The 17,352-nt window shown below is 71.2% G+C and carries 13 protein-coding genes; 12 read left to right on the forward strand and 1 reads right to left on the reverse strand.

Annotated features, from left to right (window positions below):
• The first annotated feature begins 167 nt into the window (after window positions 1–167).
• On the forward strand, window positions 168–2,354 hold the full coding sequence (locus tag AB0M24_RS20345; protein WP_363769627.1) for a tetratricopeptide repeat protein: 2,187 nt from the start codon (window positions 168–170) through the stop codon (window positions 2,352–2,354).
• A 17-nt stretch (window positions 2,355–2,371) separates the two neighbouring features.
• On the opposite strand, the gene AB0M24_RS20350 is transcribed toward AB0M24_RS20345, so the two are convergent.
• Complete coding sequence (locus AB0M24_RS20350; RefSeq protein ID WP_363769630.1) at window positions 2,372–3,295, reverse strand: helix-turn-helix transcriptional regulator; 924 nt, start codon at window positions 3,293–3,295, stop codon at window positions 2,372–2,374.
• A 570-nt stretch (window positions 3,296–3,865) separates the two neighbouring features.
• Here AB0M24_RS20350 and grpE point away from each other — a divergent pair.
• From grpE to AB0M24_RS20405, 11 genes are read left to right on the forward strand one after another with little or no spacing between them, the layout of a single operon-like run.
• Window positions 3,866–4,486 carry a nucleotide exchange factor GrpE gene (gene grpE / locus AB0M24_RS20355; RefSeq protein ID WP_363769632.1) on the forward strand — a complete coding sequence of 207 codons (621 nt, stop codon included), beginning with the start codon at window positions 3,866–3,868 and terminating at the stop codon, window positions 4,484–4,486.
• Entirely contained in the window at window positions 4,476–6,113 is a 1,638-nt protein-coding gene (locus AB0M24_RS20360; RefSeq protein ID WP_363769635.1) for an Hsp70 family protein, read from the forward strand. Before grpE ends, AB0M24_RS20360 begins: the two co-directional genes overlap by 11 nt.
• The gene (locus AB0M24_RS20365) at window positions 6,113–8,770 is read left to right on the forward strand and encodes a hypothetical protein (protein WP_363769638.1); all 2,658 of its coding nucleotides are present in this window, start codon (window positions 6,113–6,115) and stop codon (window positions 8,768–8,770) included. The genes AB0M24_RS20360 and AB0M24_RS20365 overlap by 1 nt, the downstream gene beginning before the upstream one ends.
• On the forward strand, window positions 8,770–9,969 hold the full coding sequence (locus AB0M24_RS20370) for a zinc ribbon domain-containing protein (protein ID WP_363769641.1): 1,200 nt from the start codon (window positions 8,770–8,772) through the stop codon (window positions 9,967–9,969). The genes AB0M24_RS20365 and AB0M24_RS20370 overlap by 1 nt, the downstream gene beginning before the upstream one ends.
• Window positions 9,966–12,359 carry a hypothetical protein gene (locus AB0M24_RS20375; RefSeq protein WP_363769644.1) on the forward strand — a complete coding sequence of 798 codons (2,394 nt, stop codon included), beginning with the start codon at window positions 9,966–9,968 and terminating at the stop codon, window positions 12,357–12,359. Before AB0M24_RS20370 ends, AB0M24_RS20375 begins: the two co-directional genes overlap by 4 nt.
• 3 nt (window positions 12,360–12,362) lie before the next feature.
• On the forward strand, window positions 12,363–13,964 hold the full coding sequence (locus AB0M24_RS20380) for a hypothetical protein (protein ID WP_363769647.1): 1,602 nt from the start codon (window positions 12,363–12,365) through the stop codon (window positions 13,962–13,964).
• The gene (locus tag AB0M24_RS20385; RefSeq protein ID WP_363769650.1) at window positions 13,961–14,131 is read left to right on the forward strand and encodes a hypothetical protein; all 171 of its coding nucleotides are present in this window, start codon (window positions 13,961–13,963) and stop codon (window positions 14,129–14,131) included. The genes AB0M24_RS20380 and AB0M24_RS20385 overlap by 4 nt, the downstream gene beginning before the upstream one ends.
• On the forward strand, window positions 14,116–15,657 hold the full coding sequence (locus tag AB0M24_RS20390) for an Hsp70 family protein (protein WP_363769653.1): 1,542 nt from the start codon (window positions 14,116–14,118) through the stop codon (window positions 15,655–15,657). The genes AB0M24_RS20385 and AB0M24_RS20390 overlap by 16 nt, the downstream gene beginning before the upstream one ends.
• The gene (locus tag AB0M24_RS20395) at window positions 15,654–16,277 is read left to right on the forward strand and encodes a vWA domain-containing protein (RefSeq protein WP_363769656.1); all 624 of its coding nucleotides are present in this window, start codon (window positions 15,654–15,656) and stop codon (window positions 16,275–16,277) included. The genes AB0M24_RS20390 and AB0M24_RS20395 overlap by 4 nt, the downstream gene beginning before the upstream one ends.
• 2 nt (window positions 16,278–16,279) lie before the next feature.
• Window positions 16,280–16,453 (forward strand): hypothetical protein, encoded by a 174-nt coding sequence (locus tag AB0M24_RS20400; protein ID WP_363769659.1) that lies wholly within the window; start codon window positions 16,280–16,282, stop codon window positions 16,451–16,453.
• Window positions 16,454–16,457: 4 nt separating this feature from the next.
• Window positions 16,458–17,351, forward strand: a complete 894-nt coding sequence (locus AB0M24_RS20405; RefSeq protein WP_363769662.1) for a hypothetical protein — start codon at window positions 16,458–16,460, stop codon at window positions 17,349–17,351.
• Window position 17,352 lies beyond the last annotated feature (1 nt).

The raw sequence follows: 17,352 nt of genomic DNA on the forward strand, positions 1-17,352 counted from the left end.
TCGGTGAGAGGACGTTCCGCAGGAGGAGGTGGATTTGATGCACACCCACGTCGTGATTCTTTTCCCCGGCACGCTGCTGGGCTGATCCAGGCCGGTTCCGGGCCCGCGTGGTGAATCCGCGGGCTCGGGCCCTACCTCGGGCGTGTCCTGTGTCGGACGATGTGCGGATGGAAGGAAAAGCGGCCGAGTTCGGACCGGAACTGCGCGGGCGCCGTGAGGCGGCCGGCTTGTCGCTGGTGAAGATGGCGGCGTTGATGCACTACAGCAAGTCGCAGGTGAGCAAGGTCGAGAGCGGCAAGGTGCCGCCGACGCCCGAGTTCGCGCTCGCGGCCGACAGGGTGCTCGGCGCGGGCGGCGAACTGGCGGGGCTGGCGGCGGAACAGCCGCGGCGCAGCACGTCGGCGGTGCTCGGCCTGCCCGCGACCACCAGGCACTTCACCGGACGACGGGACGAGGTCGAGCGGCTGGGACGGCTGTTGTGCGGCGACGACGGCGACACGGTCGCGGTGGTCACCGGGATGGCGGGTGTCGGCAAGACCGCGCTGGTGTTGCGGGCCGCCTGGGAGACGCAGTCGGTGTTCTCCGACGGGTGCCTCTTCCTCGACCTGCGCGGCCACACCCCGCGTTCGTCCGCGATGGCGAGCGAGGACGCGCTGGACGCACTGCTGCGCATGCTCGGGGTCAGCGGTGCGGACATCCCGCACGGTGTCGACGGGCGGGCGAACCTGTACCGGAGCCGGCTGCGCGGGCGGCGGATGTTGCTGGTGCTGGACAACGCTTCCACGGCCGCGCAGGTGCGTCCCCTGCTACCGGCGGAGGCGCGCTGCCGGGTGCTGGTCACCAGCCGCAACCGCCTGCACGCGCTCGACGACGCCGAGCACCTGGTGCTGGACGAGCTGCCCGCCGTGGAGGCGGTGCGGTTGTTCCGGAGCCTGGCCGGACCGGACGACGAGGAGGCGGCGGTGCGGCGGGTGGTCGACCTGTGCGGGCGTCTGCCGCTCGCGGTGCGGATCGCCGCGGCACGGCGCCGGGGCAGTGCCGTGCTGTCCGTCGCCGAGCTCGAACGCGCGCTGACGAGGCTCGTCGCGCTGGACGACGGAGAACGAAGTGTGGTGTCGGCGTTCGCCGTGTCGGTGCAGGGCTTGACCGGCGCGGAACGGGGAACGCTCGCGCTGCTCGGCCTGCATCCCGGCACCGACGTCGGGTTGCCCGCGATCGGCGCACTGGCGGGGCGCGACCCCGCGACGACGGAGGAGGTCGTGAGACGGCTCGACTACGCCGGCCTCGTGACCTTCTTGCTGGACAACAGGGTGCGGCTGCACGACCTCGTGCGGCAGTACCTCGTCGAACACCTGCTACCGGAGGTACCCGTGACTGATCAGGACGCTGCGCTGCTGCGGTTGCTCACCCGTTGCGTGGACCGCGCGCGAGCCGGAAACGAGCTCATCGCGCCGTCCCGCTACCACCCCGACGACCTGGGTGGAGGTGCCGCGGAGTTCGCGAGCCGGGAGGACGCGGTGCGCTGGCTCGACACCGAATGGCGTTCTCTCACGTCGCTGTGCCGGACCGCGGCCACCCGCTTCCCCGACCAGTGCTGGCGGCTCGCCTACTACCTGCGCGACTACTTCTTCCTCGCGAAGCTGTGGGACCCGTGGATCTCCACGCACGAGTACGTGCTCGCCGCCGTGCGCGCCAGCGGAGACCGCCGTGCCGAGGCGATCACGTTGAACAACCTCGGCATGGCGCACTCCGACCGCGGAGACCTGCAGCCCGCCAGGAGCTGTTACGAGGCCGCGCTGGAGCTCTTCCGGCAGATCGGCGACCAGCACGGCGCCGTGAGCACGGGCTCGAACCTCGCGTGGGTCGACATCTACCTCGGCTCGCCGGACAAGGCGGTGCGGGGGCTGGAGGACGCACTCGAGCGGTACCGGGCCGGCGGCGAGCAGCGGAACGTGGCGATCACCTTGCGCGGCATGGCGTTGGCCGAGGTCGAGCTCGGCCAGGAGACCCTGGCGCTCGCTCACCTGCGGGAGGCGGAGGAGATCTTCGGAGAGCTGGGACTGGATCTCGACGTGGCGATGACGTTGAACGCCAAGGGCTGGGTGTGCTTCCGCGCCGCGAGCCACGCCGAGGCCGAGCGGCACTACCTGGACGCGGTGGCGGTGAGCGAGGCGGTCGCCAGCGAGTACGAGGCGGCACGGGCCCGGCTCGGCCTCGGCAACGTGGCCGCGGCACTGGGCGACTTCGTTCGGGCGCGGGCCGCGTGGGAGGAGGCGGACCGCTTCGACGGCATCCTCAAACCGCTGATGGTCGGCGAGGCACGGGCACGGCTGGCGCTGGACGTGACCGGATGAGCGTCCGAAGAGGACGGTCAGAGCCAGCCGCGCTTGGCCGCGGCGACCCCGGCCGCGAACCTGCTGTTGACCCCGAGCACCTGGTAGATCGTCTTGACGTGCCGGCGCACGGTCGTGGTGCTCAGGGCGAGCTTGCGGGCGATCGCGGCGTCGTCGCCGGTGCACATGAGCCGCAGGACGGTGTGCTGCGCCGGGGTCAGGCCGGGATCGTCGGCGGGGGCGATCGTCGCCGCGTCCGTCCACAGCAGGTCGAACCACTCGGCGAGCACGGTCACGATCGGCGGTGTCTGCACCAGGAACCCGCCGGAGCGCCCGCCGGAGATCAGCGCGACCTCGTCGTCGACGTGCAGCATCTTCATCGGGATGTCGCGGCGCAGCCGGACCTGGCGGCCGCACGCGGCGGAGTCCTCCACCATCCGCACGCCGGCCGGTGTCGCCACCGAGGTGACCGGGTAGATCATCCGGAACCGCGCGGCTCGCGCCTGTCCGCGCGTCCCGGCGATGATCGGGGGACCGTCACCGGTCTCCGTGCCGCGCACGTGCTGCTTGGCCGACGGGTAGAGCTCGGCGGTGCGGGCGGCCACCTCGTCGAAGTTCGCGAGTGCCACCACGCCGTCGCCGTCGTGGTGGCCGCCACCGAGATCGCGGGGCAGCAGCGTGGTGAGCCTGGTCCAGCCGTCGAGGATCCGCCGCTGCTGCTCGACCATCTCGTGTTGCCTGCGCTCCAGCAACAACCGCAGCGCGGCGGCCTGGTCGACCGGCCGCACCGTCGTTCCCGCGGCGGAGTGCACCGCGATGCCGAGGTCGAGCAGTTCGGTCACGGCGGGCGAACCGGGGTCGTCGGGCACGGGCCCGCTGGCGAGCATGCGCAGGAACAGCGCTTCCGCGTCGGCGCCCACCAGACCGGCGAGCGGGCGGCTGCGATCCGGCGCGTCCGTCACTGAGCATCCCTCTCGGCGCGGGTTCCGAACCGCACGCGACGGCCACCCTATGTGACCGGACTGGCGCACGGTGTCGAAACCGAGAAGTTCGTTGGTCGTCAATCCCGCCGTTGCTTCGCGACTCGGCGGTAAATCGTTACCAGCTTGGCTGAACTCGCTGCGGAGAACTTGTCGCCGTCTTGTACTTGTCATGCTTTTGTCTAGTTTTCCTGCGCACTGTCAATCTGTCGCTGATGTATCCGGCGTGGACGAAGCGGATGGCGCGGGTGGTGGAGCGCGCGCTGCTCCTCCGGTGCGGCCGCAGGGCCGTCACCCTCCTGCACGCACGCGTGATACCACGCCTGAAATGGTGTCTCCAGGACAACTTGTCGTCATTGGTGACAAGTTGCCGGAGCACTCGTTGGTTCCCTCGATCGGACTAAGAATTGACGCCTAAATCCAGGTAACGCGCCGCGCTGCGGATGCGAAGAAAGCGGTGCCTGATGGGTGCGAAATCAAGGAGTTGGTGGTGTGCGGGACACGGCCGAAGGACTCGATTCCGTTCGGGTTGACGAGTCCGGAGAGGAGGCGGTGAACACGAATGCGCAGGCCGGGGAATTGATCGGCGACCCTGGTGGTGCGGCGTCAAACGATGACGCTGCGGAGTCGGAGGCCGAGCCCGATCGGCTGGCGGAGCTCCTCGCCCTCACCGGAGACCTCGTCGAGCAGACGCGTGCTCACCACACCAGGGCGGCCGCCAGGGAGAAGGTGATCGACAACCTCCACGAGGAGGTCCAGCGGCTGCGGGTCGGTGAGCAGGCACTGCTGCTGCGCCCGGTGGTCGTGGACCTGCAGACCCTGCGCAACGACCTGCTCCGGCAGGCGCGCACCGTGCCGGCCGAGCTGTCCGCGCGGCAGGTCGCGGATCTGCTGGAGTCCTTCGCCCTGAGCGTGGAGCAGGCGCTCGAACGCTGCGGGTGCACACCGGTCCGGCCGGAGCCCGGCACGCCGTTCTCCGCTCGCGACCACCGCGCCGTGAAGGTCGTGGCGGCGGCGAGCAGCGACGAGGACCAGACGATCGCCGAGGTCGTGGCCGACGGCTATTTCGACGCGAACCTCGACCGGGTCACCACCCCGGCGCGCGTGCACGTGCGCAAGTGGTCAGACGCCGAAGACGGCGCACGACAGGAGAAGGGCGAAGATGGTGTCTGACGACGGCTTCCGGGTGTACGGCATCGACCTGGGCACGACCTACTCGGCGATCGCGTACGTCGACGAGATCGGCAAGCCCGCGGTCTGCCGCAACACCGACAGCATGGAGACCACGCCGTCGGTGGTCTTCTTCGAGAACTCCGACAACGTCGTGGTCGGTTCGGTGGCCAAGAACTCCGTGGTGACGCACGGAGACAGGGTCGTCTCGCTGATCAAACGGCAGATGGGCACCAAGGCCACCTACGAGTTCGACGGCAAGACCCACACGCCGGAGTCCATCTCGTCGCTGATCCTGAAACAGCTCGCGCAGGACGCCGAGGACTCGCACGGCGCGCCCGCGTCCAGGGCGGTGATCACCGTGCCCGCCTACTTCGGCATGCTCGAGCGCGACGCGACCAGGACCGCGGGCGTGCTCGCCGGCCTCGACGTGATCGGGATCGTGCCCGAGCCGGTGGCCGCGGCGCTGCACTACGAGTCCACCACGGGCGCTGCGAACAAGACGATTCTGGTGTACGACCTGGGCGGCGGCACGTTCGACACCACCGTGATCTCGGTGTCGGAGGACGAGATCGTCGTGCTGTGCACCGACGGCGACGACCACCTCGGAGGTGCCGACTGGGACGCGCGGCTGCACCGCCACCTGCTGGACGCGTTCCGCGAGCACGTCCCGCCGGACGTCGACCCCGAGGACGACGAGGAGTTCCTGCAGACGCTCGCCAAGACCGCGGAGGACACGAAGAAGCAGCTGTCCAAAGTGGAGTCACGGCCGGTGCCGCTGCGCGGGGCAGGGGTGAGCGCACGCGTCGAGGTCACCCGCGCGGAGTTCGAACGGCTCACCGAGGACCTGCTCGCCAAGACCGTGGAGATCGTGCGCAGGACGCTGGACACGTTGCAGCAGAAGGCACCCGGCCGCACGATCGACGAGGTGCTGCTGGTCGGCGGCTCGACGAAGATGCCCGCGGTCGCCGAGCGGCTGAAGGCGGAGTTCGGCTGGGAGCCGAAGCTGCACGACCCGGACCTCGCCGTCGCCAAGGGCGCCGCGCTGTACGCCCTCGGGCGCGTGGTGCACAAGGAGGCGGAGGAGAAGGGCGTCGACGCGGCCGTCGAGACGATCGCGAACCAGACCGGCATCTCGACGCAGAAGCTGCGCACCATCGCCAACAAGGAGACCCGCAACGTCCTGCCGAAGGCGTTCGGCGTGAAGCTCGTCGACACCGATGACGACGACTGGCAGCGCAAGCCGACCCGCTACTACGTCGAACATCTGGTGCACGCCAACGACGCGCTGCCCGCGGCGGGCGAGCTGCAGGCCGCGACGCTCTACGACGGCCAGACCTCGGTGGAGATCGAGCTCTACGAGCAGTCCGGTGTGGTCGCCGGCCGCGAGATGGGCGAGAACAAGCACCTCAACGACGGCGCGGGCACCATCGACGGCCTGCCGTCGCTCCCGGCCGGGGCGCCCATCGAGATCAAGATGCTGGTCGACAACGAGGGCATGCTCGAGGTCGTCGCCACCGAGGCTTCCACCCGCAAGCAACTGGTGATCAAGGTTCGGGTGAGCGTCCTCAGCACGGAGGAGGTCGAGGAGGCGGCGAAGGTCGTCGCGGGTCTGCGGGTGTCGAGCTGATGGCGGCTCTGGACCCGAAGGCCTACGAGGAGGCGGTGGTCAAGCCTCTCAAGCGGCGGTCAGCCGGTGCGTTGCCGGACGACCTCGTCACCCGGTACGCCGTCGATCTCTCGATGGCGGACCCCGACGTCGTCCGGCGGCTCGCCGAGATCCGGTCGCACTGGAACAAGTCCGCGCTGGCGCAGAACAAGCCGTTGTCGGTGAAGAGCGTCTACAAGGCGTTCCTGCGCGCGGACGAGGCGTTGCAACGTGAACACGGCGCCGACCTGAACCGGATCGACTGGTGGCGGCAGTACGACACGTCGCGGCAGGGCTCGCGGGCGGGCCAGATCGCCGAGCTCGCGCAGACGCTGCGGACCGGGTTCGGCGATCTGGGCCTGGTGTCGAAGGGACAGCTCAAAGCGTTGCTGGACGCGGAGTTCGCCTCGCTCGCGCCGGCAGAGGTCGCCAAGGCGCTCACCGCGGCGTCGGTGAGCGAGGCCGACCCGGTCGGGCTGCCGCAGTCGAGCGGCCTGCCCGACGTCCAGTACCGCGAGCTCGAACGGGGCCTGGTCGACGCCGACCTGGGCAGCGTCCCGGAGCTGGTGCACGGGCAGCTGAAGTCGTTCACGGTGCTGAAGTCCTTCACCAGCGACCCGCCGAGCCGGTCCGGCCTCACCGCGGCCGCGATCACCGAGGCCGTCGACAGGGAGAACCGCCGATCCGGCAACCAACCCGCCCGGCAGGCGCTCAACATCCTGTCCTCGGCGGCGCGCAACAAGGTCGACCTGCGCGAGCTCGCGTTGTTCCACCTGCTGGAGGACGTGCGGTCGAACCACCGCAGCGGCGTGCCGACCGTCGCCCTCCTCAAGCGGCTCACCGCGCGCGGCCTGGCACCCGACGAGGCGCGCCAGGCGCTCTTCAGCGTGCTCAACGAGTCCGCGCGCGCTCCGGTCACCGGTCTGGCCGCGGTGCAGGCGCTCCTGGAGGAGGGCAGGCTCGTCGCCGCGCAGCAGATGCTCGCGACGATCACCGGCTCCGACGACGCGACCGCCGCCCGCGCGCTGGTGGACCAGCAGGTCGCCAACGTGCGCAAGATGCGCGACGCCGCGTCGCAGGCGTTGCGCCGCGGGGACGAGGACGAGGCGCGGCAGCTGTACCGCCAGGCGGTCGCGCTCGCGTCCGACGACGCGGAGCTCAGCGCCGAGCTCGGCCGCATCCCGCTGCCGCCACCGCTCGAGCTCACCGCCCACCCGGACGGGCTGGGCGTGCGGTTGTCCTGGCGGCGCGCGGTCAGCCACGACGACCAGACCCGGTACCGGGTCGTGCGCCAGGACGGCCGCGCGCCGGGCGATCCCGGTGACGGCGCGGTGGTGCACGAAGGTCCTGGCTCGGTCGCGCTGGACCGCAAGGCCTCTGCGGGACGGCTGGTCGGCTACGCGGTGTTCGCCGCGGGCGAGGGCGGTGACACGTGGTCGCGGTCCGTCGGCACGACCATCGAGGTGCTGCCGCCGGTGCACGACGTCGCGGTGTCCGTCGAGGACGGTGCGGTGGGCGTGCAGTGGCAGGTGCATCCCGACGCGTTCACGGTGGAGGTGACGCGCCCGGACGGCGGTGCGGTGCGGGCGAGCGGCAAGACCTCGTTCACGGATCGCTTGGAGGGCAAGGGAGAACGGGCTTACACGCTCGTCGCCTGCTACCGCCGTCCGGACGGTGCCGTCGCGCGGGCGGCCGCGGTGCAGGTGCGTGCTTCCGACCGCGGCAAGGCGTCGGCGGTCACGGCGCTGCGGCTCGCCGCGGTGCCCGGTGGCGCGCCAAGGGTGGCGGTGACGTGGCGGCAGCAGGAACCGGACGCCGAGGTCGTGCTGCGTCGTGCGGACGTGGCGTGCCGCTGGGAGTTCGGCGCGGTGGTGCCGGTGTCCGATATGAAGGCGTACGGCACGGAGCTGACCGGGACGCTCACCACCGACGGCGAGTGGCGCACGCTCACCACCGACGTGCCGACCGGCCTGTTCTGGTACGTGCCGTTCACGATCGGCCAGAAGGGCGCCCTGCGCGGGCAGGACGGCTCGCTCGGCATCGCGTTGCCGCTCACCGACGTCCGGCATCAGCGGCTCGGCGAGGAGCACGTGCTGTCGTGGGTGTGGCCGGAGGACGCGGGCACCGCCGAGGTCCGGTGGGAGTGCGGCGGCGAGAAGGGCAAGTCGCGGCTCACCCGGCAGCAGTACCAGCTGGGCGGTGGCTTCCGGTTGCGGTGCGGCAAGGGAGATCTGCGGGTCCGCGTGCGCAGCGTGGTCGCGGCCTCCGGTGGTGAGTGCGCGTCGGCCGATGTGGAACTGAACGTGCCCTCCGCACCGCCCCGGCTGCGTTACTCGGTGCAGCTCGCGCGCCGCCCGCTGCTGGGCGGAGGCACCGTGCGCGTCCGGCTGCAGGCAGAGGAACCGGTGCAGCGCTGCACGGTTCTCGTCGTCGTCGCGCCCGGCACCGTGATGCCGCGCCGCCCGGACGACGGCGTGGTCGTGCTGCGCAGCCCCCAGGACGTGCTGCCGGACGCGGAGGTCGAGCTGAGCGCCGAGCTGCCGAAGATGCGCAAGCCGTACTGGATCAGGTGCTTCATCGAAGAGGACGGCGTCGCCGTGCTCCTGGACCCGCCGACCAAGCAACTGAAGGTGTCGTGATGGCCAAGGCTTCCTGCCCCTACTGCTACCACCGGATCGACCTGGCGAAGCTGCGGTTCCAGTGCACCGGTCGCGCCACACCGGGACGGGACCGGTGCAAGCGCGAGGTGGACACCGACCGGCAGCGGCTCACCGGGTTCTCCGGCGCGGTCTACCCGACGTTCACCGCGCCGGAGACGCGCAACCCGTTGCCGCAACGGCTGGTGCCCTGCCCGTCGTGCGGCGGGTCGTCGGGCATCCGCGCCTGCCAGGTGTGCCACACCCCGCTGCCGGCGAACTTCGCCGACAGCCGCAGCCCGCTGATCGCCATGGTGGGCGGGAAGAACTCGGGCAAGACGGTGTTCACGACGGTCCTCGTGCACGAGCTGAGGCACAACATCCGGCGCCGGTTCGCCGCGGACATCTCGTTCGCGGGCGACCGCCAGGGTGGCGACGTCTCGATCGCGGGATGGCTGGAGGACTACGAGAACGCGCTGTTCGGCGAGAGCCGGTTGTTCGAGCAGACCAGGGCCGCGGTGGACGGCGTGAAGGTGCCGCTGGTCCTGCAGTGGCGGCAGGCGCGGCGCAGCTTCGGGCGCGAGGTGCACAACACCAGCACGTTGTCGTTCTACGACGCCGCCGGCGAGGACATGACGACGCAGGAGTTCGTCAACGCGCAGTCGTACCTGTCCGCGGCGGACGGGCTGATCGTGCTGCTGGACCCGTTCCAGCTCAAGGGAGCGCGCGACCGCATCTCGATCCCGAAGATGGCCCAGCGCGACTCCGAGCCGCCGTACAACGTGCTCAGCCGCATCACGGAACTGCTGCGCACCAGCCACGGCATCGGGATGCGCCGCAAGATCAAGATTCCGGTCGCGGTGGTGTTCTCGAAGATCGACGCGTTCTTCCAGGTGCTCGGCGAGGGGCATCCGCTGCTCACCCAACCGGCCACCGGGCCGTTCTACGACGAGAGCAACGGCGACGACACCACCGAGCACATGCGGGCCTTGCTCACGGAGCTCGACGCGGACGACATCGACGCGCATCTGCGGGCGCACTACAAGAAGTTCCGCTACTTCGGGGTGTCCTCGCTCGGCGCCGAACCGGACTACGAGCACGCGAAGGTCAGCTCGGGCGGCGTGCGTCCGTTCCGGGTGGACGAACCGCTGCTGTGGCTGCTGTCGCTGGACAAGATCATCGAGAGCAGGAAGACCGCATGAGCGCCGGGTTCTCCTCGCTCTACTACACCGACTGCCTGCCGGGGCAGGGACTGCGCGGGGGCGCGGGGTTCCAGTTCCAGGCGGTGTCGGCCGACGTGGGGCACGACGAGATGGCGCTGGTGCAGCGTTCCTCGCTGTACGAGGCGCCGTCGTCGTGGATGCGCGAACGACGCCCGGCGGGGGAGTACCCGCCCTCGCTGACGCACGTCGTCGACGGTGTGTACGCCACGGCGCGAGGGATCTACCTGGGTGCGGAGGTGAACGGTGCCCGTGAGGGCAACCAGTTCACGCACGCGGTGACCACGGCCGACCCGGACTCCTACGGCGAGGTGCGGCCGGCGCAGCTGTGGAACGCGCCGTGGTGGGTGGAGGCGCCCGCACCAAGCACGCGGTGCGAAGCTTTGCCCGCCGCGCCGGAGCACGGTCCCTGGGGTCGTGACGCGGTGCGCGAGTGGGTGCTCGGCAAACCGGACGGGCAGGAGTGGCTCACCGCCGTGCTGTCCACATTGGACCGGATCGGGGGGCCCGACGGGAAGCGGATCGCCTTCGTCGCGAACGACGCGGCCGACGTGCTCGGCTGGCTCGCGGCGGGAACGTTGCTGCTGCCGCAGGCCCGTGCGCTGCGCATCAGCTTCCGGGTGTTCGCGACGAATCCCCAGTACAGCAGGCACGACGTGATCGCGTTGCACCCGGACTGGGCGGGCGCCTACGCCGATGTGCGGCGCACGGACGAGTTCGTGGTGTTCAACCTCGCGACGGGGGAGCACGCGGAGGTCGCGCCGACCGAGGCCGCGTCGTTCTGGGTGCCGCGGTTCCTGCGCGACGACCCGTACGACGTCGTCGACGCCGTCGAGCTGGCGGACGGGAGCGCGAGGACGCGGGGAGAGCCGGAGAACGCCGGCGACCGGGTGGCCAGCTGCGTGGTGACGCTCGGCGAGTCCCTGGAGGATCCCGCTGCCGGTGCCTGTCTGGCCGAATGGCTTGCCGTGCAACCACTCGAGTCCGTCGAGGAGTACCGCGCCGAGCTGGTGACCGCCGCGCTCGGGGCGGTGCGGGACGCGAAGTCGTTGCGGTTGCTCGACAACGCCGCGCACCGGCACGGAGCAACGCCCGAGGTCGTCACCGCGGTGCGGCAGGCGTTGCTGGTGGCGGAGGTCGAGGCGGTGCTTGCAGGTGCCGCGGACGTCGTCGGCCCGCGCTCGCCGGTGAAGGCGACGCGCGAGATGACCGCCGTGGTCGAGCGCGCCGCGAACGAGGTGCGGCCCGAGTCGATGAACGCGTTGCTGGTGCTGGCCGGCGAGTTCGGGGTGCGTGCGGACGCCGCGGCGTTCCGCGACGGCGCGCACCGGTTCGTGACGTGGTGGGCGGCGAACCCCGCCGCGTCGGTCGATCCCGGCCGGTGGCCGGACACCGAACAGTTGCTGCACCTGCTGCGGGACGAGCTCGGTGCCCGCCAGCGCCCCGGCACCGGTGCGGCGTGGTGGCCGTTGCTGTGGCGCACGATCGCCGATCCGACGGCGCCGCTGGACATGGCGCTCGCGTCGGCGGCCGTCGCACTCGGCGGCGCTCCGATCCGGTCGTCGGTCATCTCGCGGGTAGCGGGGCTGACCGACCGCGACGACGTGGCGTGGCGGGCTCTGTTCGGTGACGCGTCCCCGGAGACCGCGGAGATCCTCGCCTTCGTCACCCGCTACGAGCGGACCTCGGCCGAGGTCGCCACCGCCGTGTTCCGCGCGCTGAACTCGTTGGGCAGGGCGGAGCTCGACGTGCTGGCGGTGCTCGCGGACCGGGGGCACGTGCCGTCGCAGGCCGGGTGGCGCCGGGTCGTCGAGGACGACGTGGTGCTGCGCAAGTGGCTCGCCAATCCGTCCGGCCGTGCGGCGCGTGAGCTCGCGAAGCTGCACGACACCGCGATGTCGGCCCGTTCGCACCAGATCCTGCACGTCCTGCTGGAGAAGGCGAGGCCGGAGGACGCCGCGACCGCCGTCCGCTACGCGGGTGCGGCCATGGTCGCCGTGCTGTGCCGGGAGCTGCCGGGCCGGTGGATGCCCTGGGGTGCCAACAGTGCCCGCGCGGTCGGTCTCACCTACCTCACGGCGATGTCGCCCAACTGCTCGGAGGCGCTGATCGAGCAGCTGGAGCATCAGCTGGCACGCTTCGCCGGCACCACGACCGAGGAGCGGGTCGCCGAGGTGGCCAGCTCGCCCAACCTGATGGCGAGCCACGAGATCACCGAATGGCGCCGGTTCGCCGCCGCGTCCAGGAGCAGCTACGCGGAGTCGCGCAAGCGGCCGGCGAAGTCGTCGGCGAAGAAGAAACCCGAGAAGCCGGAGAAGGCGTCCTCGCCGCGGTCGAGCCGCTGGCCGTTCAGCCGCAAGGGAGGGGAGTGAACCGTGCAGTACCTTCTTCTGCTCGGCGTCATCGTGGTGGCCGCCGGGCTCGCGTTGTGGGCACTGGCGTGGGTGTTCGTGTTCGTCCTGATGCCGGTGCTGTACGTCGCGGTACCCGTGCTGGCGGCGGTCGGCGGGCTGGTCGCGTTCTCCCTGTTCGGCATGACGCTGCTGGGTCGCGGTCCGGAGCGGCCGCGGCTCGTCACACCGGACGACGTGGTGTCGGGCCAGGCGCTGCCGAAGGTGAAGGGACCGTTCAGCCGCGACCGGGCCTGGCCCGTCTACACCACCTCGCAGGCGTGGGTGGACCTCGTCGCGGCGTACCACTCGGTCGGCGTGGTGATCAAGAAGGTGTGGACCGCCGTCACCGACCGCACGAAGGCGGTCGGCCACTGGTGGGTGTGGATTCCCGTCGTCGGCCTGGTGTTCCCGGTCGTGGGGGCGTTCACCACCGGCGCCTTCGGCATCTCCGTGTTCCTGCTGGCGCTGTGCTCGGCCGCGCTGGGTGTCGCGCATCTCGTGTGGGGGGCGGTGTCGCTGACCTTGCGCTGGCTGGACGCCTTGGTGCGCAAGCTCCGCAGGGCAACGGCGAGCTGTCCGACCTGCTACCACGTCACGACGTTGCCCGCCTTCCCGTGCGCCGGGTGCGGTGAGATCCACCGCGACCTGCGTCCCGGCCGGCTGGGCGGGGTGTCGCGCCGCTGCGGATGCGGTGCGTCCCTGCCCACGACCGTGCTGCGGGCCGCGCACCGGGTCGAGCCGCAGTGTCCGCGCTGCTCCACGACGTTGCGCAAGGGCGGCGGGGTCACCACGGACATCCGGCTGCCCGTCTTCGGCCCCGTCTCGGCGGGCAAGACGCGTCTCGTCTACGCCGGTCTGGTGGCGTTGCGCGACGAGCTGGCCTCCGCGGGCGGCGAGCTGTCCTTTGTGGACAACGACAGCCGCGGGATCTTCGAGAACGCCGCCGCGGTGATCTCCTCGGGTCAGGACACGGCGAAGACGGTGGCGGCCTCGTTGCCGCACGCGCTGACCGCACGGCTCACCCGAGGCCGCAAGCGCGCGCTGCTGCACCTGTTCGACGCGGCCGGCGAGTTCTACGCGGACCGCGAGGACAACAGCGACCTGGAGTTCCTCGACCACGCCCAGGGTCTGGTGTTCGTGGTCGACCCGTTCTCCGTGCCGTGGGTGCGCGACCAGCTGGGCGCGCAGAGCGCGGCGCAGGTGGCGAAGGCGAACCCGGCGACCGCGCATCCCGACGCCGTCTACCAGGTCACCGCGCGGCGGCTGGCCGACTACGGCGTCGAGACCCGCCGGCGCAGCCTCGCCATGACGGTGGTGAAGGCCGACCTGCTCGCCGGTCTGTCGCCGGGTGACGGACTGCGCCAGGGGAGCGTCCGCGAGTGGCTCTGCGAAGCGGGACTGGACAACCTGGTGCTGTCGGCCGAACGCGACTTCGGCGACGTGCGCTACTTCGTCGCGGCCTCGGTGCCGGGACACACCGCGGGCGAGGGCATGCGGCCGTCCGCGCCGTTCGAGTGGCTGATCGGCAAGAGCGGGGCCGGCGACCTGCTGCCCGCCGCCCGCGCACAGGAGGAGAAGGTATGAGCTACGACCCGCCGCTGTCCTACCGGGTGCACCGGGTCGCGTTGGTGGTCCTGTGCACCGTGGTGGCGCTTCTGTTCGGCCTGGGCGTCGTGCTGGCCGCCGAGCCCGTCTGGCACCAGGTCCTGGACATGGCGGCGGCCGCCAGAGCCGCGTGGCGGTCCTCATGATCCTCGGCATCGACCTCGGCACGACCTACACGGTGACCGCGGGCATCGACGCCACCGGCCGTCCCGTCACGCTGCCCAACTCGCTGGGCGACCACACCACCCCGTCCGTCGTGCACTTCGACTCGCCGGACCGGGTGCTGGTCGGCGTGGCGGCGAAGAACGCGTCCACTGTGGACCCGGACAACACGGTGGCGTTGATCAAACGGCGGATGGGCACCGAGCTCGACCTGTTCTTCCACGGCGTGCGGCACACGCCGGAGTCGGTCTCGGCGCTGATCCTGCGCGGTGCGGTCGGGAACGCCACCGGCGTGCGCGCGGTGATCACCGTGCCCGCCTACTTCGGGATCAGGGAACGGGAAGCGACGTTCCAGGCCGCCGCGCTCGCCGGGATCGAGGTGCTCGAACTGCTCAGCGAACCCGTGGCCGCCGCGTTGCACTACAGCACCGCGGTGCCGGACTCCGCGACCACCACGCTCGTGTACGACCTCGGCGGCGGCACGTTCGACACGACCGTGCTGAAGGCGGGCGACCACGGCGTCGACGTCGTCGCCACGGACGGCGACAGCCACCTCGGCGGCGCGGACTGGGACGCGCGGATCGCGAGCTACCTGCTGGAGAACTTCGCCCGCGCCGTGCCGGACGTCGACCCGTACGAGGACGAGACGTTCCTCAACGAGATGACTTCCCTCGCGGAGAAGGTGAAACGCGACCTCAGCAGGGTGGCGTCCCGCAAGGTCGCGTTGCGCTGCGGAGGCGCGACGGCGTCGGTCGAGATCGACCGCACGACGATCGAGGCGATGGGTGTGGACCTGGTCGACCGGACGCTGGAGATCACCCGTCGCGTGCTGGCCAGCGCACGTGATCGCGGTGTGCTGCGCGTGGGCGCCGTGATCCTCGTCGGCGGGTCGTCGCGGATGCCCGCGATCGCACGGGCGCTGCACGCCGAACTGGGCGTGGAGCCGCGGCTGGTGGAGCCCGATCTCGCGGTCGCGTACGGCGCGGCGATCCGTGCGCACCAGTTGGCGGGACAGAGCGAGCTGCGCAAGGCGGGAGGTCGGTTGTCCGCGATCGCGCAGGGGTCCACGCGGTCGGTGGTCCCGCGCAGCTTCGGCGTGCTGGTCGAGGACAGCCACGACCCGTCCGGACAGGGCAGGCTCGTCGTCCACACCGTGCACCGCAACGATCCGTTGCCGGCCAGCGCGACCACCCGCTTCAGCACGATCGTCGACGGACAGGACCGCGTGCGCGTGCAGATCTACGAACAGGCCGGCGATCTGCCGTCCAGCGACGTCGCGCACAACCGGCGCGTGCTCGACGGCGAGCTCAGCGGCCTGCCACCGCTGGCGGCCGGCTCGCACGTCGAGGTGACGCTCAGCGTGAGCGCGGACGGCCTGCTCTCGGTCTCGGCCCGCGAGCCGCGCAGTGGTGTGACGTTGGATCTTCAATCCTATGTGGACGGTGTGGTGGACGGCAGTGCGCACGTGGAGCTGGCGGCCTCGCTCGCCGGGGTGACGGTGAGCCAGTGAGCACCTGGATCCGCAAGCGCTTCGACGGCATCGGCCTCACCCAGTCGCCGCCGGGACCGCACCTGCCCGCGCTGCAGAACCGCTACCGGGGAACCGTTCTGTTGTGCATCGACGTGAGCTATTCGATGGACGGCGAGCGGCTGGCGCAGGCGATCGAGGGCGGGGTGGCGTTCCTCGCCGAGGCCGACGAGGAGCGGTACGACTGCGGCCTGATCCTGTGGAGCTCGCAGATCGTCCGCTACCTCCCGCCCGACCTGCCGCACGCCGAGATCGTGGCGGGCCTGCGCGCCGCGTCCGCCGACGGTGGAACCGATGTGGTGCCGGCGTTGTTGCAGTGCAAGGACCTGTACGGGCCGATGACCGGTGACCGCGTGGTCTGCATCTTCAGCGACGGCGAGATCCCGCGCGTCGACGAGGCCGAACGGGTCGCGCGCGAACTGTGCGCGATGGGCGTGCGCATCGTCGTGCGCGGCCTCGGCCCTCGGGCTGCGGGAACGTTGTCGCGCCTCACCTGTCCCGGCAGCGACTCCGACGACCGGCAGGTGATCGTCGACGTGGCGGACATCCGCGCGGGCATCGCGTCGATGGCGGGTGGCCTCGCCAAGAAGGGACGTGGCTGATCGTGTACCAGCCTCCGCCGCCTCCGCCCAGGCACACGACGATGTGGGCCTGCCCGGTGGACGGCTGCGACTACGTGGAGCCGGGGCCGTACGAACGCGCTTACGGCGACGGCGTGTGCGAGAAGGTGCCGGAGCACCGGGTTCCACTGGTGCGCCGGCGCGGATCCGGCGGGTGAGCTCGTGGACAAGATCGTCGGCGAGCTGCTCGGCCCGTTCGCGCGCAGGCTCGCCACGTCCGCGTCGCTGGCGACGGTGGGCTTCTGGGCGGCCGGGGTCGTGCTCTTCTACTGGCTGCACCCGCAACCGCTGCCCGGCTGCCCGTCCGGTGGCAGTGACCTCTGCGGCGCGCTGACGGGCTGGACCCGTGCCGTGCCGCCGATCGCGTGCCTGCTCGGCGCGATGGTGCTGTCGTACTGGGCGTTGTTCGGGCAGGCGACCGCGGTGACCTCGATGCTGACGGGCGCCGAGTGGCCGCGCCTCGTCCGGCACGCGGGCGCGTGGCTCGAGAGCGAGCGCCGCCGGCGGACCAAGCGCCAGGCGAACCTGAGCCCACCGCTGCGCCGGGCCGTCGTCGGCATGCGGAGGTTCCCGCACGGCCGCCCGTGGCGCAGGATGCGGGACTGCGGGCGCGACGACCCGGCGTTGGAGCCGACCAGGCTCGGCAACGTGTTCGCGGCGGCGGCGGAACACGTGCGCGACCGCAACGGGATGGAGCTGCACGAGTGCCTGCCCCGCCTGCTCACGGTGGCGAGCGCCACCGAGATCACCAACCTGGAGTTCGCCTCCAGGGTCCTGCTCGGCCACACCCAGGCGATGATGTGGCTGCTCGCGTCACTGGCCTGGGTGGGGTTCCTGCCCGGCCTCACCGCGAAGCTCGTCGTCGCGACGCTGCTGCTGATCTTCGCCAGGACGTGCTACCGGCGCATGTGCCAGGCCGCCGCGCACTACTGCGACAGCGTGGAAACCGTGATCCAGGCGCACGAAACGGAGCTCGGCGAGGGCGCGGGCCGCAGAACGGCGACGCCGTCGCAACGCTCGCTTCGGTTGCGGCATCCGGGTTCCGCCACCACGTGAG

Source organism: Lentzea sp. NPDC051838, from assembly GCF_040681245.1.
In the GTDB taxonomy this organism is placed as follows: Bacteria; Actinomycetota; Actinomycetes; order Mycobacteriales; family Pseudonocardiaceae; genus Lentzea.